Raw genomic sequence first — 19,964 nt, forward strand, 5'->3', positions numbered from 1 at the left:
GTTGTTCCCACTGCGGGCTGATGAGCCGGAGCACAGCCTACTTTCGTGCCTCCGGAAGGGGACCGATACCCTCGTCTAAACGGCCGATGGACATGTAGGAGCAAGTTCGTGACGAGCATGTGGGGCGCACCGCTGCGCTCGCGTTGGGCGGGTTCGCGTCGCCGGGATCCCGAGCAGGCGCGCTTTCTGACCGTGGCCTCCCTGAAATGGGTGCTCGCCAATCGCGCCTACACGCCCTGGTATCTGGTGCGCTATTACCGGCTGTGGAAGTTCAAGATGGCCAACCCGCACATCGTGTTGCGCGGCATGGTCTTCCTGGGCCGCAATGTGGAAATCCACGCCACCCCGGAATTGGCCCGCATGGAGATCGGCCGCTGGGTGCATATCGGCGACGGCAACGCCCTGCGCTGCCACGAGGGTTCGCTGCGCATCGGCGACAAAGTGGTGTTCGGCAAGGACAACGTGGTCAACACCTACATCGATATCGAGATCGGTGAATCCACGCTGGTGGCCGACTGGTGCTACATCTGCGACTTCGACCACGTCACCGATGACATCAACATGCCCATCAAGGATCAGGGCATCGTGAAGTCGCCGGTGCGGATCGGGCCGGACACCTGGATCGCCGCCAAGGTGACGGTGCTGCGCTCGACGCTGGTCGGCCGGGGCTGCGTACTCGGTGCGCACGCCGTGGTGAAGGGCGAGATCCCGGACTACAGCATTGCCGTCGGCGCGCCCGCCAAGGTCGTGAAGAACCGCAAGGACGCCTGGGACGCGGCCGCCGAGAAGCGGGCCGAATACCTTGCCGCGCTGGCGGATATCGAGCGCAAGAAGAACGGCGCCGTCGCGTCCTGAGCGCTGGTAGTGTCCGGCGCGATTGATACGCCGCGTCGAGAGGTCCGCCGGGCATGACGACATCGCTTGCCAAAGGGCAGAATTCGCCACTGCCGGGGTCCGAGGTGCGGGTGAGCGTCCGCACCGGGAATTCGGTGGATCTGTCGGCGCTGCTGGTGACCGCGGCCGGGAAGGTGCGCTCGGACGCCGACTTCATCTTCTTCAATCAGCCGCAGGGCGAGGGCGTGCGGCTGGATTCCGCCGCGGGGGCGCTGGTCTTCTCGCTCGCCACGGTGCCCGAGGGGATCGACGCGGTGCGCACGGTGCTCACGCTCGACGCGGGGGACACCTTCGGGCAGCATGCGCCGCCGGTGGCCACGGTGCTCGATGAGCGGGGAAATCCGTTGTACGAGTACGTGGTCGAGGGGTTGAGCAGCGAGTCGGTGGTGATCGCGCTGGAGTTGTACCGGCGCGGGGCGGACTGGAAGGTGCGCGCGGTCGGCCAGGGGTACGCGGGCGGGTTCGCGGATCTGGTCACCGATCACGGTGTGACAGTGGATGATTCGCCCGCCGAGGTCGCCGCTCCCGCTCCCGCTCCCGTCGAGGGTGGAGCCGTTCGCTCGGTGCCGGGGGAGCGGCAGTTGCCGCCCGAGCAGCGGCAGCGCCTGGACATGCGCAAGCGTGAGGTGGCGAAGGTCCTGCTCACCAAGGGCGCGGAAACGGTTCGCGCCCGGGTGATTCTGGTGATCGACAAGACCGGCAGCATGCAGAAGCTGTACGCGAACCGGGTCGTGCATCGCGTGGTGCAGCGGATGATCCCGGTGGCCATCCAGCTCGACGACGACGGTGTGCTCGAGCCCTACCTGTACGCGAAATCGTTTCTGCGCCTTCCCGATATCCGCGTCGAGCAGGCGGAGCAGTGGACCGGGACCTACCTGCATCTGACCGGTACCCACGATGGCTTCGACTACAACGCGATCGGCAACTCCAATATCGAGATGCCGATCATGCAGGAGATCATCTCCACGCTGCGCCCGGCGTCCGGGCCGACGCTGGTGCTGTTCTTCACCGACGGCGGCTTCTCGGAGAAGCAGAAGATCGCCCGCCTCATGAGCCAGGCTGCCGAACTGCCCGCCTTCTGGCAGTTCATCGGATTGGGTAGGGCCAAGTTCGGGGTGCTGCGCAATCTCGACGAGCTCGAGGGGCGATTGGTCGACAATGCCGGGTTCTTCGCGGTCGACGATATCGACGAGCTCTCCGATGCGGAGCTGTACGAGCGGTTGCTCGGGGAATTCCCGTCCTGGTTGCGGGCCGCCCGTGCGGCCGGGGTGCTGCGCTGACCGAAATCCGCAAGGTACGGTCGGCAGCATGAATCGCTATGCCGCCTTCCTGCGTGGGATCGGGCCCAGTAACCCCAATATGCGGAACGAGAAGCTGCGCGGGGTGTTCGAGGGGCTCGGTTTCGAGAAGGTCGGTTCCGTGGTCAGCAGCGGCAATGTGGTCTTCCACAGCGACGAAACCGATACCGCCGCACTGGAATCGCGGATTCAGCAGGCGCTGCGGGCGGAACTCGGGATCCCCGGCGGCACCCTCATCCGGAGCCGGGAACGGTTGCAGTCCTTGGTCGATGCCGATCCGTTTCCCGGACTGACGCATTGCCGGGAGACCTACCTGGTGGTCACGTTCCTGCGGGAGGAACCGGCGTCGGTGCCCGAATGGCCTTCGGAGGGAAGGCCGTCCGCTGTGACGGTGGTCGGCTACGACAAGGCCGCGCGCGCGCTGCTGTCGATCCTGGACAACAGGGATCCGGGGACGACGAACTTCATGGTGTGGCTGGAGAAATCCTTCGGGAAGGACATCACCACGCGAACTTTTCTCACTATCGAGAGAACTCTGAAGAAATTGAATTCCTGACCAGTTGGCCGCAATTCGAATGCGGCCGCTGGCAGTTCGCTGAGAGTTCTGTTATTGATTCGTGATTCGCTGGTCATAGAACCGTTGCCTATGGGATGCTTTCCGCGATCGGTGCAAGTTGGGAGGTTTGTTCCGGAGCAAGGGGGTTCCCATGGATCCACAGGTGTTCGGCCGGGTGCTGGCCCCGTTCGTCCACTCGGGCGTCAGCAGGCTGTGGCAGGCGGTACGGCCCGATGTCTCGGTGCCCGCGCTTGAGGCGCATCAGCGTGAACTGGCCGCCGCCGTGCAGCGCCGCGAACGCGACAACCTCAAACGCCTCGCGGGCACCGCCCGCGAATGCCCCGGAATCCGGTACGGCACATGGCCGCCCGGCCCGCGCGCCGAATCGGGCAGCCTCACCGGTATCCGCGACTTCTACACCCGGCGCTGCCCCACGGGGCGCATGGTGGTGCTGGGCGGGCCGGGTTCGGGCAAATCGCTCACCGCGATCCGCCTGCTGCTCGACCTGCTCGAGCAACGCGCCGAACACGACCCGGTCCCGGTGCGCGTCAACGCCGCCACCTGGAATCCCGCCATTCGCGGATTCACCGGCTGGCTCGCCGAACGCCTCGCCCGCGACTACGACCTGCCGGTGCGGGTGGCCGCCGAACTCGTCGACTCCGGCCGCGTCGTCCCCATCCTCGACCGCCTCGACAGCATGCACATCCCCGGCGGCGAACTCGTCGGCGCCTGGCTGGCCCTCGAACACCTCAACGAACTCCAGGACATGCGCGTCGTGATCCTCTGCGACACCGCCGTCTACGAACGCCTCTGCGCACCGCACAGTCCCTACCGCGGCCTGTGCGCCGCCACCCGAATAGAACTGCGCCCCTTGACCGCCCGCGCCATCACCGACCACCTGCTCGCCGCCGCGGCCCAGCAGGGCGGTCCGCCCGGCACCTGGGGAGGCTGGACCACCGCGCCCCATCCCGCACCCGCGTCCACCGGCCCCGGCCCTCTCCCGAACGAGGCGGCGGCCGCTCATGCTCCCGTGAACGGGTCGGCGGGTGCCCATGCTCCCGTGAACGGGTCGGCGGGTGCCCATGCTCCCGTGAACGGGTCGGCGGCCGCTCATGCTCCCGTGAACGGGTCGGCGGGTGCCCATGCTCCCGTGAACGGATCGGCGGGTGCCCATGCGCTCGCAAACGGGTCGGCGGCGGGCCGCCCGCGTGCGGGTGCGTCGGCGGGTGACGGTGCCTCCGAGAGCCGTTCGATACCCGCACATGCCACAGGGAACGGGCCCGTCCGCGCCCGCTGGTCTCCGGTGACAACGCGCCTAGCCTATGAACCCGATGGTGTGCTCGCCCGCACGCTCAACACGCCGGCGCGTCTGCATCTGGCCGAAATGTATTTGGGCAGAGGCTGTTCACACGCCGCCGCCAAACTCGCCGCCGCCGAGAGCGCGGACGAGATCCTGCGCCTGCTCCACTCCGCGGCCATTCCCGCCGCGGTGGCGAGCACCCCGCGCGACCACTTCGGTGATCGTCCCTATACCCAGGAGCAGGCCCACCTCTGGCTGCGCACCCTCGCCCTGCACACCGACCGCAGGCGGCGGCGCGGCCGGGTGGACGCGGGGACGAGTCTCGACGATCTCTGGGAGCTGGCGGGCCGCCGCTGCCGAATCCTGCACGGGCTGCTCGTGCTGGTGGCAGGTCTGGTGCTGCTCGGCTACGTGAACGGTCTGCTCGCCCCCGAATTCCATTGCGCGTCTGACGATTCACCGGTGAGTGTGGCGGGGCCGGGCACGGTCGCCGCCCCGGCCGAGTATCCCCTGATCAGGCTCCCCGGTGAATGGCATTGCACCGCACCGCTGTTCCGCCTCGATCTGATCATGATCCTGCTGGCGCTGATCGGCGGCGCGGTGGCGGCGTTCCGATCGGTGAGCCGGGAATCCTCGCCCGCGCTCACCATGGCCTCCCGCTTCGGCGCGACCGCTCTGTTCTCCGGGCTCGCCGCGGCCTTCGAGGTAGACCTCGCCACCTGGAACGCGCGCGGCTCCGAACGCGCCCTGGAACTGGCTGTGCTCCTTGGCGTTTCCTCGATCGTGGCGGGCGTGGTCGCCTACCGGTCCTGGCGTGCCACCATGTCCCGTGCCATGGAGCAGGCCACCCGCCTGGCCGCCGCCGGTTTCGTCGCCGGTTCGGTGGTCGCCGTGGCCGGAGCCGCGAAAATCATGGCCCTGCACCCGCGCCCGACCCTCGAGGACCACCTGCACGCCCTGGTCCGCGAGGGCGTGGTCGGCACCGTCGCCATCTGGCCGGTGGCCGCCCTCCTCGCCGGCCTGGTGGCGCTGTCCGGCCCGCTGCTCATGTCCAAACGCCTGGATCCGGTCGCCGACGAACGCCGCCCCGCCCCCATCGGCCCGCGCGGCTGGCTCCTACTCCTCACCGCCGCACTGTGTTTCGGCGGCTACCACATCTGGGAGGAACTCTTCAGCGCCCGCGCGAGCGTCCGCTTCGCCCTCTTCACCGGCCTCGCCGCCCTGGTGGTCCTGGCGGGCGGCGCGACCTGCGCCCGCCGCCTCCGCTACCTCTGCGCCCGCCTCCTGTTCCGCTGCGGCGTCCCCTTCGCCCCCGCCCCCGCCGACTTCCTCGACTGGGCGCACCGGCACGGCCTGCTGCGCGTCACCGGCGCCGCCTACCAGTTCCGGGACCACACTTTCCGCCACTGGCTCCGAGCCCACGATTCCCCCGAAATCCACCCCACCCCAGCCGAACCCGCCCCCGACCTCCCCGCCACCGGCTGACCCCGGAGTCCCCGGTCCCGGCACGCCGCAGGCACACAGCTGGAGGCTGCGGGTCGGTGAGTCTCCTGGGCGGCTCAAAGGGCCGCGTAGACGGCTGCCACCAGGTTGTAGGCGCGGCGGTCGCCGGACAGCCAGTCGCGGCGGAGGTTCGGGATGTAGCCGAAGGCGACCTGGTTGTCGGTGTCGCCGAGGCCGAGAGAGCCGCCCGCGCCCGGGTGGCCGAAGACATGTGGCCGGGCCGAATCCGGGACGACGAGGTTCTGCGAGGCGAGCATGTAGCCGAGGCCGAAGGCGCTTTCCAGGAGGAGGACCGCATCGGTGCCGCGGACCTGTTCGGATGTGGCCTCCCGCAACAGTTTCGGGCTGATGAGAGTACCGGCCACCAGGTCGCGATAGCAGGCGGCCAGGGCGCGCGGGGTGGTGACCAGGCCGGTCGCGGGCCAGCCTCCGGCGAGGACTTCGGGATCGTTGTAGGAGCCGAAGGGGGTGGTGGAGGCGCGCATCACCAGCGACTCCGGATCGCGATAGGCCACGGCCATGCGCGCCACGGTCGCCGCGTCCAGGGGCGGGGCCTGTTCGGCCCAAACCCGCTCTGCGGCAGGTGGCGACGTGACACGAGCGGGCGCGGGGCCGTCCGGGGCGGGGTGGCCGGGATCCGTCCCGCCGGCGGCGGTCGCTGTCGCCGGGTGAGCTGTCGTCGTATGTCCGGTCGTCGCGGCCCGCCGCGCTACACCGAGGCGCAGGTCGGCGTTCAGTTCGCGGCGGATGTACTCGCCCACCGTGAGTCCGCAATGGCGGCGGATGAATTCGGCGAGCAGCCAGCCGAAGGTGAGGGCGTGGTAGCCGTGGGCGGTGCCGGGTTCCCAGACCGGCGTCTGGGCGGCGAGCAGTTCGGCCATGTGGATCGGGTCGGCGGCTTCGGCGGCGGTGACGGGACGGTCGAAGGCCGGGACGCCGGCGCGGTGGGTGAGCAGGTCGGCGACCGTGGTGGATTGTTTTCCGGCGGCACCGTATTCGGGCCACCAGTCGGTCACCGGGTCGTGCAGGTCGATGCCGTGCTGCTCGGCGACGCGGAGCGCGGCGGTGGCCGTGATCGCCTTCGTGCACGAAAAGGTCACGCAGGGAGTGTCTTTCGACCAGGGCCGACCGGTCCGGCGGTCGGCGACCCCGCCCCACAGATCCACCACGGCCTGCCCGCCGACGAAGACGGTGACCCCGCCGCCGAGGTCGTCACCGGCGGCGAGGCTCGTTTCGAAGACGTCGCGGACGGCCCGGAACGCCGGATCCGCATGCCCTTCCACCACGAAACTCATACCTCAAATTAGAACACGTTCCAATTTTGCGCCCAAGGGTTTCGTGGTGAAATTCCGTGGAACAGGTCAGTACGGCTGGTTCGGATCCCGTTCCGGCAGTGGGCGTTCCACGATGACCGGACGGCCCAGCGGGTTGCGGACGCGCCGCTTGGCCTGCTGGTAGACCAGCGCGGTTTCCTGCGCCACCACATCCCAGGCGAAGTCGGCGGTCAGTCGCTCACGCGCGGCCCACGCGCGATCCTGCGCGGCGGCCGGATCGTCGAGCACCGAGCACACCGCCTCGACCACGCCGTTCACATCGGCGGGTTCGAAGGACGCGCCCGTGACGCCGTCGGTGACCAGATCGCCCAGGCCACCGGCATTCGAGGTCACCAGCGGGGTGCCCGCGGCGGCGGCTTCCAGGGCCACGATGCCGAAGGGCTCGTAGCGGCTGGGCAGGACGACGGCGTCGGCGCTGTGCAGCCAGCCGAGCAGGTCCGTATGGTCCAGGCGGCCCACGAAATTCACCGCGCGCGCCACGCGATGGGCCCGCGCCCGCTCACGCAGCCAATCGAATTGGGTGCCGACACCGGCCACGGTGAGAGTGGTTCCCGGATGCGCCTTGCGAATTCGCGGCAGGGCGGCGATGGCGTCCTGGATGCCCTTCTCGTATTCGAGGCGGCCGACATACAGCAGACGCGGCGGACCGGAGCGCGGCGCGCGTTCGCGGAAGGTCCACGCGCCCACGTCGATTCCATTGCGGATCACCGTGATCGGCACGCGCTCGGGCTTGTAGAGCCGCTCGACCTCGTCCTTCATCGACTCCGAACACGTGATGAGCGCGTCGGATTCGTGCGCCAGCCACCATTCGACCGAATGCACCTGCTTGTTCACCCGGCCGGAAACCCAGCCGCTGTGCCGCCCGGCCTCGGTGGCGTGAATGGTGGAAACCAGTGGCACGTCGTAGAACTCGGCCAGGGCGATACCGGGGTGTGCGACGAGCCAGTCGTGCGCGTGCACCACATCCGGCGTCCAGCCCTCGCCGATTCCCGGCTTGGCCAACGCGATTCCGGCGCGCACCATGGCATGCCCCATGGCCAGCGTCCACGCCAGCATGTCTTCGCCGAAGTCGAAGCAGGGCGCGTCCTCGGCGACGGCGACCACGAGCACGCCGTCCTCCACGAACGAGTGCGTCGGATGGGTGCTCGCGTCCGTGCCCATGGGCCGGCGCGCCAGCACCACGACCTCGTGTCCCGCGGCGGCCAGCTCGGTGGCCAGGTGATGGACATGGCGGCCCAGCCCGCCGACCACGACGGGTGGGTACTCCCACGACACCATCAAAATCTTCATGAGGGTCCTTCTGAAGCGGGGCCGAGCCTGCGCGCATCGAGCGCGGGGAAGAGTCCGTCGGCCGCGTACCATCCTGCCGCCAACTGCCGTGCTTTGGCGAGTTGCCCGGCGGATACCGCCGCCGCGATCTCGCGCACGGCGTGGGCGTGTTCATGGGCTCGGTCACGCGCGTACCCGGCGGCCGAATCCTTGGACACCATGAACGCCCAGTCGCTGGAGATGGTGAGGATGGCCTCGCGCAGCAGCTGGTCGGCGACCGGGTCGCGCAGGCCGTCGGCGGCGGCCGCCATCTTGTCGAGGGTGTCCAGGGCGAGCCGCACGATCTCGGCATTCAGCTCGACTAGATCGGTGACCTGATCCCCGGCCCACACCCGCCAGTCCTTGCCCGAACCCCACGAGGAGTCGGCCAGTTCGACGGGTTCGCCCACGTAGCCACGGGCGCGGGCGTCGGCGAGCGTGCCGACGGTGACCCCGGCTTCGGGCAGTGCGCGCAGCACCTGTTCGAGCCACTGCGGGCCCTCGTGCCACCAGTGGCCGAACAGTTCGGTGTCGAAGGCGGCCACCACGAGGGCGGGCCGGCCGATGCGTTCGGACTCCGAGATCAACCGTTCCCGCACGGTCGCCACGAAGTCGGCGACATCCTTCTCGACGGCCGCCGCGGCGAGTGCGGGGTCGTAAGGGGCCTTGTCGGGACCGGCAACGGTTTTGCCTGTGACGCGCGCCGGTTTGAGCCCGGTGGCGTGATCATAGTGATGGAAATCACGGTAGTAGGGCTGTCCGGGGTACCCGGATTTCGGCGACCAGACGCGGTAGCTCACGTGCAGATCGCGTCCGAACACGACCACATCCGAATCCCATACGGGTCGTCCGAGGGTGGTGTCGCCGCGCAGGGCCGGGCCGTCGCACAGGAAATGCGTGATGCCGACCCTGTCGTAGGTCTTCTCCATGCCGGGCGTGAACCCGCATTCGGGCGCCCAGATACCTTCCGGCGTGTTGCCCCAGCGATGCCGGGCGTCGGCGAGTCCTTCGCTCAGTTCGTACTCGCGCAGCCGTGCGTCGGTGAGCGGCTGGAAGGGGTGAGCGAGCGGTCCGCCCAGCAATTCGATGGCCGCGGCGTCGATCAACTCGCGCCACACCGGCGACGCGCCGTGCATCCACCGTTGTTCGAAATCCGCCAAAGCTTCTGTTGCAAGCCGGTGTTCGTGGCTGCCGAGCGCCACATTGCCCGCCATGGCGGCTTCGTCGGCACGCAGCTTCCAGTTGCCGAGCCAGTGGTGCATGCCCTTCAGGCAGTGCGGGTCGTCCAGCTGAGCCGCCAGCACCGGGGTGATGCCCAGGCTGAGCAGGTTCGTACGTCCTTCGGCCGCAAGGGTTCTCAGCACCTTGGCCACGGGCAGGTAGGACGCCGCCCAGGACTGGTAGAGCCATTCCTCGCCGACCGGCCAGCGTCCGTGATGCGCCAGCCACGGCAGATGCGAGTGCAGGACCAACGTGAACTGGCCTGGTACCGCGGACTTCTCGGCTGTGCTCATGGCGCGCTCGTTGCGCTCACTCACGGCTTCACCGCGATGGCGACCAGGTCGAGGCTGTCGTCGATGTTCTTTTCCGACGTGGTCAGCAGGTCGAAGTCGTCGATGCTCACCGCGGCCACGTCGGCGGCCAGATCGGCGGGCCACGGTTCACCGGCGATGGCGCGCGCGATCTGCGCGTCGATGATGGACCCGCCCCACTTCTCGTCCAGCGCAACGAGATTCGCGCCGTGGAAGACGCCGCTCATGACCTCGACCCGGAATCCGGCCTCGACGAGCAGCTCGTCCATCTCGGCGGCGTTCAGCTCGCGGGTGTGGAACGGGTTGAGCGGGGTGTCGCGGCCGGGGGAGAAGGTGATCCGGTTCGGGGTGCTGATCAGCAGCTGTCCGCCCGGCTTCAGCACGCGCAGGCATTCGCGCAGGAACTGGGCCTGGTCCCAAAGGTGTTCGATGACCTGGAAATTCACGACGATGTCGACGGACTCGTCGTCCAGCGGCAGGTCGGCGAGGTTGCCCTGCACCATCTCCACGCGCGGGTACTTGGCGCGCACGTGTGCCACGGCGGAGTCGTCGTAGTCCAGGCCGATGACCTTCGCCGCCACGCCCGCGATCATGTTGGCGCCGTAGCCCTCACCGGAACCGGCTTCCAGGACGATCTTGTCCGCGCACCGATCCAGCAATCGGGCGTAAGCGATTTCGTGGCGGCGGAACCAGTAGTTCTCCTCGGCGATACCGGGCACCGTGCGTTCACCGGTCAGCGGCAGTGGATCGGTGTGGTTTTCAGGGGTAAAGACGGCATCGCTCACCGCATCGACGTTAGCGGTAGCCAATATCACAGCGGCAGCCGGATCGGGTGATGGAGAACATCACATGCTAAGTTACCCATGAGTAACTTAACGTAGGGTAATCTCCAGCGCGAGCTAGTTTGTGGACGTACGGCCAACGGATCGTGCGACCGCCCACCCGTGCCACCAGAACAGGAGGTCGACGAAGACCCATGCCGAACATCGTCGTACTGATCAAGCAGGTTCCGGACACCTGGTCCGAGCGCAAGCTGTCCGATGGGGACTACACCCTCGACCGCGAGGCCGCCGACGCCATCCTCGATGAGATCAACGAGCGCGCTGTCGAAGAGGCGCTGCTGATCAAGGAGGCGCAGGGTGGCGAGGTCACCGTCCTGGCCGCGGGCCCGGCTCGCACCACCGAGGCCATCCGCAAGGCGCTGTCCATGGGCGCCGACAAGGCCATCCACATCCAGGATGACGCCATCCACGGCTCCGACGCCGTGCAGACCGCCTACATCCTGGCTGCCGCTCTCGGTCAGATCGAGGGTGTCGAGCTGGTCATCGCGGGCAACGAGGCCACCGATGGTCGCGCCGGTGCCGTTCCGGCCATCGTCGCCGAGTACCTGGGCCTGCCGCAGCTGACCCACCTGCGCAAGCTGACCGTCGACGGCGACCGCATCTCCGGCGAGCGCGAGACCGACGAAGGCGTGTTCAAGCTCGAGGCTTCCCTGCCTGCCATCGTCTCGGTCACCGAGAAGATCAACGAGCCGCGCTTCCCCTCCTTCAAGGGCATCATGGCCGCCAAGAAGAAGGAAGTTCAGACCTTCACCCTCGCGGATCTGGGCGTCGACCCGGACACCGTGGGTGTTGCGAACGCCGGCACCCAGGTGACCGGTGTGACCCCGAAGCCGGCGCGCACCGCGGGCGCGAAGATCGTCGACGAGGGTGAGGGCGGCAACCAGATCGCCACCTACCTGGTCGGTCAGAAGATCATCTAATTCGCCCCGGGCACAACGACTTTCAGGAGAGAAAGAAAAATGGCTGAAGTATTGGTGCTCGTCGAGCACGCTGAAGGTGCGCCCAAGAAGGTCACCTCCGAACTCCTCACCGCCGCCCGCTCGCTGGGCACCCCGGCCGCCGTCGTGGTCGCCGCCCCCGGCACCGCCGACAAGCTGGCCGACGCGCTGGCCGCCGCCGGCGCCGAGAAGATCTACGTCGCCGAGTCCGACGACGCCGAGGGCTTCCTGGTGACCCCCAAGGTCGACGTTCTCGCCGGCCTGTCCGAGTCCGCCTCCCCGGCCGCGATCCTGGTCGCCGCCACCGCCGAGGGCAAGGAGGTGTCGGGCCGGCTCGCCGCCCGCATCGGCTCCGGTCTGCTGGTCGACGTCATCTCCATCAACGCCGACGGCTCCGCGCAGCACTCCATCTTCGGTGGCGCGTTCACCGTGGACGCCAAGGCCACCGGCGACGTGCCGGTGATCTCGGTGCGCCCGGGTGCCATCGAGGCCGCCCCGACCGCCGGTGCCGGCGAGAAGGTGGCCGTCGAGGTTCCGGCTCAGGAAGAGGGCGTCGTCAAGGTCGTCTCCCGTGAGCCCAACGTGGGTGGCGACCGCCCCGAGCTGACCGAGGCCGCGATCGTGGTCTCCGGCGGCCGTGGCGTCGGCTCCGCCGAGAACTTCGGCAAGGTCGTCGAGCCGCTGGCCGACGCCCTCGGTGCCGCCGTCGGCGCTTCCCGCGCCGCCGTGGACTCGGGCTACTACCCGGGCCAGTTCCAGGTCGGTCAGACCGGTAAGACGGTCTCCCCGCAGCTCTACGTCGCCCTCGGCATCTCCGGCGCCATCCAGCACCGCGCCGGCATGCAGACCTCGAAGACCATCGTCGCTGTGAACAAGGACGAGGAAGCCCCCATCTTCGAGATCAGCGACTACGGCATCGTCGGCGACCTGTTCAACGTCGCCCCGCAGCTGACCGAGGCGGTCAAGGCCCACAAGGGCTGATAACCCCTCGCGCTGAGCGAAACCCACTGGCCCCCGGCTGTTTTCAGCCGGGGGCCAGTGTTGTCTCTCGGAGATCTCCTGGCGTCGGCTGACCGCCGAGAACACCGCCACCATCCGCACCGCCGCCTACGGCGCTGTCTCGCTGATGTCGGTGGCGAGCACCAGCCCGCACCAGGCCGCCACCGTCGGCGCGCAGGCTTTGACGTCGGCGATCGGCTTCACCGGCCATGTGCTGCAGGCCAAGACCCGCGACGTGAAGCTGAAGGGCAAGACCGCCGCCGCGCTGGCCGATCAGGTGCTGCCCGCCCTGACCGAGGCGGTAGCGCTGCTGAACGCGCAGGATCCGGCCGAGGCCGACAATTTCCGCGCCGTCATCGCCGTCGCGATCGACGCGGCCGCGACCACGCAGGGCCACGCCGGTCCGGTCGCCGCCGACATGGCTCGCAAGATCACCGCCGCGATCGCCTGATGGCAGCGGCCCCGAATGCCGGCAGCCCGAGATGGGCTGCCGGCTATCGGCATACACCGACAATGCGTCCCGCGGTCCGGCGTCGCGCCTTACCCGCAACCCGCACCGTCCGCCTCCGGCGGCAACCTGCCCTCCTCGACCAACTGTCGCATGAGCTCACAGGATCGATCCGTCGTCTGCATCTCCCACCACCAGATGCCCCCCGTCACCACACTGGCGACGAACACCACGACCCCGATTATCAACAGCCAGAAGACCATTGGACGCACCCTCCGCAGCCGTCCGATCCCGTGTATGTCCATGTTCCGCCCCTGTCCCGGCCCGGCCGAGCTGCCCAGAACCGCTCGCGCGGCTCAGACCCGCCAGATTCCGCTGCGCAGGAACCGATCCCACTGTTCGCCGGTGAATACCAGCGTTCCACCGGACGGATCTTTCGAGTCGCGAACTCCCACACAACCGGCTTCCCGGAGGCCGAAGGCAATCTCGACACAGTCCGCATTGGGCTGGCTACGAGTGCTCTTGAACCATCTCGCACCGGGTAGATCATCGGTCACGCCGCATACTCCTTCGCCATCGTTCGCACCAGCGCCCTGGTTTCTTCCTCACTCAACGCTAACCGCTGAATGTCGGTGAGTGCCTGTCGATACCGGGCGATCGCCTCGTCCTGTTCCAGATAGAGGGCACCCTCGTAGCCTTCGACATAGACCACCGGTGGTTCGATCACTCGGGTCGCCAGTGGCGGAAACTCCAGCAGTGTGAAGGACTGAACCATAAGCCAGAGTGGGCTTTCCACGTCCAGTGGTACGACGCGAATGGTGATGTTGGGTTGCTCCGACACCGCTGCCAGGTGGGACAGTTGCCGTGACATGACATCGGATCCGCCGGGGCGGCTGTGCAGCACCGCCTCGGACAACAGTATGTCCATTCGAAAGGTTCTGTCTTGCAGTCGTTCCTGTCGGCGCGCGGACAGTTCCACCCGCCGTTCGATATCCACCAGCGACAGTTCGGGAGATGCGGTACGAATCATCACGCGCCGGTAGTCCGGTATCTGCAGGAGGCCGGGCAGCAGCGTCAGCTGGTGCGTGGTCAAGTGATTCGCCGCCGCTTCGAGACTCAGGTAGTGGTCGAAATGCGCCACATACTGGTCGCTGTACGACCGCCACCAGCCTTTGACAGTTCCGGCGGTTCTCGCTGCCTGGTCTTGGTCCTTGACTTCCCGCCACAGACCCAGAACCTCTTCGCGCTCAGCGGAATCCGCCACCTGGTAGAGCTCCAGCAAATCCTTGATCTGAGACGTGGCGATTCTGATCTTCTGCCCGTCTTCCAGGCGGCTGATGCTCTGCGGTGATATCTCCGCCGCGATGCCGGCGGCCAGCTGGCTCTTCTCGGCACGCTCACGATAGCGGCGCAGGGTGCGGCCGAGTGCTCGACGGGGAAGCGATGATCCGGCCATTTCTTAGCCTCGCTATCTGGGTGTCGCCGTACTGGAATGCCCCGTGCTGGGCACCTCCTAGCTGAGCACCCACCATTCTGTCAGAGAACTGCTCACTGAAAGCCCCAGTTGGGTCATTCTGAAGCCATTCGAGATTCACCCCGATCTTTTCGAAGGGATACGAAATGTCCTGGGAAACGTGGGCTTTGGTTGCCCTCATCGCAATGTGCGCGTTGATCGCAGCGTGGGGTTTCACCGGCGACTATCTGAACCGTCGACCAGGCGGTGCCGCCCGTTCTCTACACCTCACGCTCGCTGGAGGCGGGCTCCTCGAAGTTCGCGCCACGCCCGGCCGCGCCGGTCGGTGGCATCGCGCCCGACACCGTTCAGTCTGAGGAGAATTCGGTGACTTTCGTCGTCTCCCGTGTGAAACACGAACGCTTTCCTGAATTCGCGGAAGCGCTCACATCCTCGCGGGCTGTGCAAGCTTTGATGTACCCGCACCGCAATTGCATTGAAGGGCAGGGTAATTCACCCGAATCATGCAGCGCCCGCAGCCAGCTGATGTCCATTGCCCGAGATTCGGGCTGGCATTGGATCAGCGAAATACCTACCAGGGAACCCTGATTCGCGCATGTCTACTCGCGGGCGGTCAATGCGCGGGCCGCTCCGCGGGGGTTATGGCCTGTCGCGGAGCCGGTCGCGTTCGGCGGTGAGCGTGGCGTTGGAGTCGCGCAGCGCGGCGTTGGCGTCCTCGAGGGCGGTGTTGGTGTCTTCGAGGTCGAGGATTCGCGCGATGGCGGCGAGGTTGATGCCCTGGCCTGCCAGGGTGGCGATGCGCGCGAGCCGGGCGAGATCGTCGTCGCTGTAGCGGCGGGTGCCTCCGGTGCTGCGGGCCGGGGTGACGAGTCCGTGCTGCTCGTACAGGCGCAGTGAGTGCGCTCCCATGCCGGCCAGTTCGGCGGCCACCGAGATTCCGTACACCGCCTGGGCCGGGCCGGGACGGTGATCGTTACCGGGGCCGGGTAGGGGGTCGTGTCGATCCGGCATCCTGCTCCTCTTCTCTGGTGCCGTCAGATTACCTCACCAAGGGGCTTGCACTCTCCTCAGTAGAGTGCTAAAACAAATCTCAGGCAGATGACAGAGGTTATCTGAGCCCCGTCGAAAGAGAATGGAGTGAGTGGAGGTGGCGACCATGCTGATGCGTACCGATCCGTTCCGGGATCTGGATCGCCTGACCCAGCAGATGTTCGGCACATCGGCCCGCCCGGCAGCAATGCCGATGGACGCCTGGCGTGAAGGCGAGGACTTCTACGTAGAACTCGACCTGCCCGGCATCGACCCGGAATCCCTCGACCTGGACATCGAACGCAACGTGATAACCGTCAAGGCGTCGCGTCCGCAGCTGGACCCCGACCGGTCCATGATCGCCGCCGAACGCACCCGCGGCGTGTTCTCCCGCCAGCTGTTCCTCGGCGAGAACCTCGACACCGACGCCATCCGCGCCGACTACCGCGATGGCGTGCTGCGCCTGGTGATTCCGGTCGCGGAGAAGGCCAAACCCCGCAAGATCGAGGTCACTCACCACAACGGCGAGCATCAGGCCATCAACGCCTGATCGCGGGCCGAGGCGCGGCCCATCCACCGGCACGCCCGAGCCCGGCTCGATGCGAAGCCCGCCCTCCGGTGAGAGCGAGGTGATGCCCGTCAGATACCACGAGCCATACGAAACGTTTTCCTGCCCAACTATTCTCGTGTCCACGAGAGAACATCACAGGAAGTCCTGTTCAGATTCCTTCCATCGACGGGTGGGCCCGGTCGGCTGCGATCGGGCCGGGCTCACCCGGCCCCTCCGCCCCGGATCGGCGGACCGAGTCCGATCCGGGGCGAGATCCCTTGCGCGAGAGAGGAGATCGTGATGACCCCCTGCATTGCGGACGGCAGCGACCTCGACCACGCCGACCGCCTCGACCAGAACTGGATCACTGCCGTCCCCTGCGATGACGACGATGACTACTACTGCGATGACTACTACTGCCTCGCCTACTGACACCGCCCGCCCCGCGCGCTACGAACCCGACGCCCCGATGGTGGCCTGGCCGGATCCGAGCCCACTGGACCCCTGGTGGGAGTCGGTCATGGCCTGCGCCCGATCCGCCGCACCCGCGGCCCCGCGCTCGCCCGATCCCCGGCACTCTCGTGCCCGCAGTCCCTTCCTGCGCCCCTGCGCGCCGATCCGCATCGCGTCCTCCCGCTGACCCGTCTCACATGGCGACTCGTTTGCCGGGCTCCAGATACATCCGGTCGGAGGGCTGGACCCGGTACGCGGTGTAGAACTCCGGCATATTGCGGACCACCTGATTGACACGGAATTCGGCGGGGGAGTGCGAGTCGAGCCCGACCATCATCGCCAGATACTCCGGGCTGGCACACTGCCGCCACATGCGCGCGTACGCCTGGAACAGCGGGCGGTAGTCCGGATCCGTCACGCCGCGGCGCTGCTCGCCCAGCCGGAAAGCGGCCAGGGCTGTTGTCAATCCGCGCAGATCGGCGAGATTCTCGGTGACGGTGAGCGCGCCGTCCACATGCTGCTCGGGTTTCAGACCTTCCGGGACCAGCGGGTCGTATTGGTCGACGACCAGACTCGTCTTCGCCGCGAAAGCCGCGGTGTCTTCCGGCGTCCACCAGTCCCGCAGAACGCCGTCGGCATCGTATTTGGAGCCCCCGGTATCGAATCCGTGCCCCATCTCGTGGGCGATGACGGCCCCGATGCCGCCGTAGTTGACCGCTGCGTCGGCCTCCGGGTCGAAGAACGGTGGTTGCAGAATGGCCGCGGGCAAGCAGATGTGGTTGATTTCCCAGCTGTAGCTGGCGTTCACATCGGCGGGCGTCATGAAATCCCATTCGCCGCGATCCACCGGCCGCTCCAATTTCCCCAACTGCCAAGAGAATTCGAACGCGTCGGCGGCACGCAACACGGTGGTGAAATCCCCCTGCGGGATGGTCAGCCCGGTGTAGTCGCGCCCCCGCGACGGCGCACCGACGATGGCGATCACCTTGTCCACCTTGGCCACCGCGGTCTGCCGGCTGGCCGGTGACATCCACTGCGCCTCACCCAGCGCTGTCCGGTAGGCGTGCAGCAGATCCGCGACCAGATCTTCGGCGAGCTTCTTCGACTCCGCCGGGAAATATCGTGCGGCATACGCGCGCCCGAGCGCGTCCCCTAGTCGCTCCCGAACCATGCGGACGGCCGTGCGCCACTGCTCCGGCGGCTGCTGGGTGCCCTGCAGCGTCCGGTCGTTCCACTCGAAGTGGGCTTCGGTGAACGCGGTCGACAACGCCGGCGCGTACCGCGAGATCACCTTGAGCCGTAGGTATTCCCGCCACACCGCGACATCCGTCTCGGCCCACAACCGCCCGGCCACGGGCAGATAGCCCGGCTGATCCACCACCACCGTCTCGAATCGCTGCGGTCGTTCGGTCACCCCCGCGAGCCACTCCGTCCAGTCGAATCCCGGTGCCAAAGAACGCAATTCATCCCACCGGCAGGCGTTGTACGACGCCATGTTCTCGATGAACTCGGCGAGCTCCACATGCCCACCGGCGATTCGGCTCTCCAACTCGTACACCCGCGCGGCGACAGCACTCGGGTCCGCCGAATTCGCCGCCCGTCCAATACGTTCGAGATAGGTGCGATACGCGGCCTGCTGTTCGGCATACCGCCCGTCCCGATAATAAGAACCATCCGGCATCCCAACCCCCGACTGCGACAGGTAAACCCGGTGCCGCGTCGGATCCTTTCGATCGGCCGCCACCCGCACACCGATCAGCCCCGGCACCCCGAGCGCGGTCAACCGACCCATCACCCGCGCGAGATCGGCCTTCCCCCCGGCATTGTCGATGTCCGCGAGCAGATCCGACAACGGCGCGATCCCCGCCCGCTCCCGGGCAGCAGTATCGAGACACCCCGCATAAACGGCATACAGCTGCCCCTCATCACTCCCCGCCGCCGCCCCCGACATCCCTTCCAGCATCCCCCGCAACCGCTCCTCGGTCCGATCGATGAGCTCATCGAACGTCCCGTAAGCAGGTTTGTCGGCCGGCAACCGAAAATCCCGCAACCAACCCCCATTGATATGCCGATACAGATCATCCTGCGCCCGCACCCCCATATCCATCCCCGACAGATCGGGCCCGGTCACCCGCCTCCCCCCACTCCCCGTACAGGCCGCGACCGACACCAGCACCGGCACCGCCGCAGCGGTCCACAGAAACCGCCGCCGCCCCATCCGCCGAGCCCGAAACGCATCCGAATAGCCTTCACACCCAGTCATATTCGCGAGCCTAGAAACCAGATCCCCGCCCGTAATCGAGCTACCGGATGATCGCCGCTACCGCTGACGAGGGATACCAACCCTGACCCCACCCCGAGCCCACGAGAACCCGAGCAACAGTGGTTGAACTGTGTCGACGGTCCTATCGACAGCGCGTGTGACACGTGAGATCTCCGGATACCGCCCTGCGGGCTCTGCGGGTGATGAGCGCCCGTCATCGAAATCCACGCCGGTCGGTGGCCGATCTGCTGAGTGTCCTCGAAGCGCGGTACGGCATGACCGAAGCGGTCGAGTTGATGCGGTGTGCCCGGTGAGGGGGCGTTTTCGCAGCGGCAAGAAGGCCCTAGTGTGTTGGCATGTCCGGCAGCGACTCCAGCGCGAGCCAGGTCGAACTCATCGGCCCGGCCGCCGGGGTGTTCACCTATACGATCGCGGCCGTACTGGTTCTTACGGGGCCTATCTTCTTTATCGCAGGTGATTCGTTCTGGGATGCGCTGTGCCCGGCGCTCGTCACCTTCCCGATCGGTGTCGCGCTCGCGGTGCACACATACGAGTGGCGGCGGAATGCGAAGCGGTTCAAGGCGGTTGCGGTCGAGGCGACAGCGGAGATCCTCACGGTAGTTATCCGGCAAGGCGGCGAGAATCCCGATGTGGCCGAGTTGAAGCTCCGCATCAGCGGCCCCGGCTTCGACACCTTCGTAGCGGACTGCGAGACCTCGTCCGGCGTGCCGCACCCGCGGATCGGCGATCGGCGGCACGTGATGGTCGACCCGTCCGACAACACTTTCGCGATCGGCTACGACCACCTGTTCGAGCCGGAGTGACGCGGGGCCTCGATGGACAGCACGGTCGGGGACGTCGATGAGGCACTCGTCGTTGAACATCCGGCCGGGTCCTCATCCTGGCCGCAGAGATCTCGCGGTGGAAAAACGTAGGCAGATCTGCCGTCAGTAACTGTTCGATCCGCGTGATGTGCGGCAGTACAGAGTGTTCTGGCTCGTGCCGGCTCCAGCAGGAGAGCCGCAGCATTCCGTATCCGGACGAGCGGATCCGCCGTTTACTAGGTGGTCGCGCCGCCGTGCTCGCGCGGCCCGAATGACGGGCCGGATGCCTTGTACAACAAGGGCACACTCGTCCTGACGTTCGACTAGCGGGGGTCCTCGCTGAACCTTGTCGGTGGAGGGAGCCAGCATGTCGAGTGGTCGGCCCCAGTCCGTGGTGGTGTCGATGGAGTCGCCGGATG

At 67.3% G+C, this 19,964-nt stretch carries 21 protein-coding genes; 12 read left to right on the plus strand and 9 right to left on the minus strand.

Translation table 11 applies throughout. The features are described from left to right. The first annotated feature begins 108 nt into the window (after positions 1-108). The 4 genes from JK358_RS32940 (at position 109) to JK358_RS32955 (ending at position 5,533) form a co-directional block, all read left to right on the plus strand. Positions 109-855, plus strand: a complete 747-nt coding sequence (locus JK358_RS32940; RefSeq protein WP_201955167.1) for an acyltransferase — start codon at positions 109-111, stop codon at positions 853-855. 53 nt (positions 856-908) lie between these two features. After that, on the plus strand, positions 909-2,174 hold the full coding sequence (locus JK358_RS32945) for a vWA domain-containing protein (RefSeq protein ID WP_201955169.1): 1,266 nt from the start codon (positions 909-911) through the stop codon (positions 2,172-2,174). Between the two features lie 28 nt (positions 2,175-2,202). Further along, positions 2,203-2,748 (plus strand): DUF1697 domain-containing protein, encoded by a 546-nt coding sequence (locus tag JK358_RS32950; protein WP_201955170.1) that lies wholly within the window; start codon positions 2,203-2,205, stop codon positions 2,746-2,748. A gap of 151 nt (positions 2,749-2,899) precedes the next feature. After that, a complete protein-coding gene (locus tag JK358_RS32955; RefSeq protein WP_201955179.1) occupies positions 2,900-5,533 on the plus strand; it encodes a hypothetical protein in 2,634 nt (877 codons plus the stop codon). 74 nt (positions 5,534-5,607) lie between these two features. On the opposite strand, the gene JK358_RS32960 is transcribed toward JK358_RS32955, so the two are convergent. The 4 genes from JK358_RS32960 to JK358_RS32975 all read right to left on the minus strand — a co-directional run bounded on the left by JK358_RS32960 (position 5,608) and on the right by JK358_RS32975 (position 10,510). After that, on the minus strand, positions 5,608-6,846 hold the full coding sequence (locus JK358_RS32960; protein ID WP_201955181.1) for a serine hydrolase domain-containing protein: 1,239 nt from the start codon (positions 6,844-6,846) through the stop codon (positions 5,608-5,610). A 66-nt stretch (positions 6,847-6,912) separates the two neighbouring features. Beyond that, on the minus strand, positions 6,913-8,175 hold the full coding sequence (locus JK358_RS32965; protein ID WP_201955183.1) for a glycosyltransferase family 4 protein: 1,263 nt from the start codon (positions 8,173-8,175) through the stop codon (positions 6,913-6,915). Then, on the minus strand, positions 8,172-9,707 hold the full coding sequence (locus tag JK358_RS32970; RefSeq protein WP_201955524.1) for a 1,4-alpha-glucan branching protein domain-containing protein: 1,536 nt from the start codon (positions 9,705-9,707) through the stop codon (positions 8,172-8,174). The genes JK358_RS32965 and JK358_RS32970 overlap by 4 nt, the downstream gene beginning before the upstream one ends. A 20-nt stretch (positions 9,708-9,727) precedes the next feature. Further along, the gene (locus JK358_RS32975; protein WP_201955185.1) at positions 9,728-10,510 is read right to left on the minus strand and encodes a class I SAM-dependent methyltransferase; all 783 of its coding nucleotides are present in this window, start codon (positions 10,508-10,510) and stop codon (positions 9,728-9,730) included. Between the two features lie 191 nt (positions 10,511-10,701). Between JK358_RS32975 and JK358_RS32980 the strand changes: the two genes are divergently transcribed. The 3 genes from JK358_RS32980 (at position 10,702) to JK358_RS32990 (ending at position 12,955) form a co-directional block, all read left to right on the plus strand. Continuing rightward, the gene (locus JK358_RS32980; protein ID WP_201955187.1) at positions 10,702-11,487 is read left to right on the plus strand and encodes an electron transfer flavoprotein subunit beta/FixA family protein; all 786 of its coding nucleotides are present in this window, start codon (positions 10,702-10,704) and stop codon (positions 11,485-11,487) included. Positions 11,488-11,526: 39 nt separating this feature from the next. Next, complete coding sequence (locus JK358_RS32985) at positions 11,527-12,486, plus strand: electron transfer flavoprotein subunit alpha/FixB family protein (protein WP_201955189.1); 960 nt, start codon at positions 11,527-11,529, stop codon at positions 12,484-12,486. Between the two features lie 145 nt (positions 12,487-12,631). After that, the gene (locus tag JK358_RS32990) at positions 12,632-12,955 is read left to right on the plus strand and encodes a hypothetical protein (RefSeq protein WP_232852330.1); all 324 of its coding nucleotides are present in this window, start codon (positions 12,632-12,634) and stop codon (positions 12,953-12,955) included. Positions 12,956-13,044: 89 nt separating this feature from the next. Here JK358_RS32990 and JK358_RS32995 read toward each other — a convergent pair whose 3' ends face one another. The 4 genes from JK358_RS32995 to JK358_RS33010 form a co-directional block, all read right to left on the minus strand. Beyond that, a complete protein-coding gene (locus tag JK358_RS32995; protein WP_201955191.1) occupies positions 13,045-13,215 on the minus strand; it encodes a hypothetical protein in 171 nt (56 codons plus the stop codon). Positions 13,216-13,308: 93 nt separating this feature from the next. Then, the gene (locus JK358_RS33000) at positions 13,309-13,509 is read right to left on the minus strand and encodes a DUF397 domain-containing protein (protein ID WP_201955193.1); all 201 of its coding nucleotides are present in this window, start codon (positions 13,507-13,509) and stop codon (positions 13,309-13,311) included. Further along, on the minus strand, positions 13,506-14,408 hold the full coding sequence (locus JK358_RS33005; protein WP_201955195.1) for a helix-turn-helix domain-containing protein: 903 nt from the start codon (positions 14,406-14,408) through the stop codon (positions 13,506-13,508). Before JK358_RS33005 ends, JK358_RS33000 begins: the two co-directional genes overlap by 4 nt. Before the next feature lie 657 nt (positions 14,409-15,065). Beyond that, a complete protein-coding gene (locus tag JK358_RS33010) occupies positions 15,066-15,437 on the minus strand; it encodes a MerR family transcriptional regulator (protein WP_201955197.1) in 372 nt (123 codons plus the stop codon). Between the two features lie 145 nt (positions 15,438-15,582). Here JK358_RS33010 and JK358_RS33015 point away from each other — a divergent pair, with 145 nt between their 5' ends. The 3 genes from JK358_RS33015 (at position 15,583) to JK358_RS33020 (ending at position 16,645) form a co-directional block, all read left to right on the plus strand. Continuing rightward, the gene (locus JK358_RS33015) at positions 15,583-16,005 is read left to right on the plus strand and encodes an Hsp20/alpha crystallin family protein (RefSeq protein WP_201955207.1); all 423 of its coding nucleotides are present in this window, start codon (positions 15,583-15,585) and stop codon (positions 16,003-16,005) included. Between the two features lie 300 nt (positions 16,006-16,305). Beyond that, positions 16,306-16,437 carry a hypothetical protein gene (locus tag JK358_RS40190; protein WP_269811959.1) on the plus strand — a complete coding sequence of 44 codons (132 nt, stop codon included), beginning with the start codon at positions 16,306-16,308 and terminating at the stop codon, positions 16,435-16,437. Next, positions 16,412-16,645 carry a hypothetical protein gene (locus JK358_RS33020; protein WP_201955210.1) on the plus strand — a complete coding sequence of 78 codons (234 nt, stop codon included), beginning with the start codon at positions 16,412-16,414 and terminating at the stop codon, positions 16,643-16,645. The genes JK358_RS40190 and JK358_RS33020 overlap by 26 nt, the downstream gene beginning before the upstream one ends. 6 nt (positions 16,646-16,651) lie before the next feature. Here the strand turns inward: JK358_RS33020 and JK358_RS33025 are convergent, their stop codons facing one another. After that, positions 16,652-18,589, minus strand: a complete 1,938-nt coding sequence (locus JK358_RS33025) for a M13 family metallopeptidase (RefSeq protein ID WP_307817854.1) — start codon at positions 18,587-18,589, stop codon at positions 16,652-16,654. 296 nt (positions 18,590-18,885) lie between these two features. Here JK358_RS33025 and JK358_RS40800 point away from each other — a divergent pair, with 296 nt between their 5' ends. Together JK358_RS40800 and JK358_RS33030 are read left to right on the plus strand one after the other, a co-directional pair. After that, a complete protein-coding gene (locus tag JK358_RS40800; RefSeq protein ID WP_504739728.1) occupies positions 18,886-19,035 on the plus strand; it encodes a VapC50 family PIN domain-containing toxin in 150 nt (49 codons plus the stop codon). A gap of 42 nt (positions 19,036-19,077) precedes the next feature. Next, on the plus strand, positions 19,078-19,545 hold the full coding sequence (locus JK358_RS33030; RefSeq protein ID WP_201955214.1) for a hypothetical protein: 468 nt from the start codon (positions 19,078-19,080) through the stop codon (positions 19,543-19,545). Positions 19,546-19,964: the final 419 nt, after the last annotated feature.

The sequence above is a fragment of the Nocardia acididurans genome (genome assembly GCF_016741815.1).
GTDB classification, from domain to species: Bacteria; Actinomycetota; Actinomycetes; order Mycobacteriales; family Mycobacteriaceae; genus Nocardia; species Nocardia acididurans.

What these genes read in the sequence shown, in the direction of transcription:
- JK358_RS32945 (WP_201955169.1), top strand. Translation starts at nt 909, where the DNA reads ATGACGACATCGCTTGCCAAAGGGCAGAATTCGCCACTGCCGGGGTCC.
- JK358_RS32950 (WP_201955170.1), top strand. Translation starts at nt 2,203, where the DNA reads ATGAATCGCTATGCCGCCTTCCTGCGTGGGATCGGGCCCAGTAACCCC.
- JK358_RS32955 (WP_201955179.1), top strand. Translation starts at nt 2,900, where the DNA reads ATGGATCCACAGGTGTTCGGCCGGGTGCTGGCCCCGTTCGTCCACTCG.
- JK358_RS32960 (WP_201955181.1), bottom strand. Translation starts at nt 6,846, where the DNA reads ATGAGTTTCGTGGTGGAAGGGCATGCGGATCCGGCGTTCCGGGCCGTC.
- JK358_RS32965 (WP_201955183.1), bottom strand. Translation starts at nt 8,175, where the DNA reads ATGAAGATTTTGATGGTGTCGTGGGAGTACCCACCCGTCGTGGTCGGC.
- JK358_RS32970 (WP_201955524.1), bottom strand. Translation starts at nt 9,707, where the DNA reads ATGAGCACAGCCGAGAAGTCCGCGGTACCAGGCCAGTTCACGTTGGTC.
- JK358_RS32980 (WP_201955187.1), top strand. Translation starts at nt 10,702, where the DNA reads ATGCCGAACATCGTCGTACTGATCAAGCAGGTTCCGGACACCTGGTCC.
- JK358_RS32985 (WP_201955189.1), top strand. Translation starts at nt 11,527, where the DNA reads ATGGCTGAAGTATTGGTGCTCGTCGAGCACGCTGAAGGTGCGCCCAAG.
- JK358_RS32990 (WP_232852330.1), top strand. Translation starts at nt 12,632, where the DNA reads ATGTCGGTGGCGAGCACCAGCCCGCACCAGGCCGCCACCGTCGGCGCG.
- JK358_RS32995 (WP_201955191.1), bottom strand. Translation starts at nt 13,215, where the DNA reads ATGGTCTTCTGGCTGTTGATAATCGGGGTCGTGGTGTTCGTCGCCAGT.
- JK358_RS33005 (WP_201955195.1), bottom strand. Translation starts at nt 14,408, where the DNA reads ATGGCCGGATCATCGCTTCCCCGTCGAGCACTCGGCCGCACCCTGCGC.
- JK358_RS33010 (WP_201955197.1), bottom strand. Translation starts at nt 15,437, where the DNA reads ATGCCGGATCGACACGACCCCCTACCCGGCCCCGGTAACGATCACCGT.
- JK358_RS33015 (WP_201955207.1), top strand. Translation starts at nt 15,583, where the DNA reads ATGCTGATGCGTACCGATCCGTTCCGGGATCTGGATCGCCTGACCCAG.
- JK358_RS40190 (WP_269811959.1), top strand. Translation starts at nt 16,306, where the DNA reads ATGACCCCCTGCATTGCGGACGGCAGCGACCTCGACCACGCCGACCGC.
- JK358_RS33020 (WP_201955210.1), top strand. Translation starts at nt 16,412, where the DNA reads ATGACTACTACTGCCTCGCCTACTGACACCGCCCGCCCCGCGCGCTAC.
- JK358_RS33030 (WP_201955214.1), top strand. Translation starts at nt 19,078, where the DNA reads ATGTCCGGCAGCGACTCCAGCGCGAGCCAGGTCGAACTCATCGGCCCG.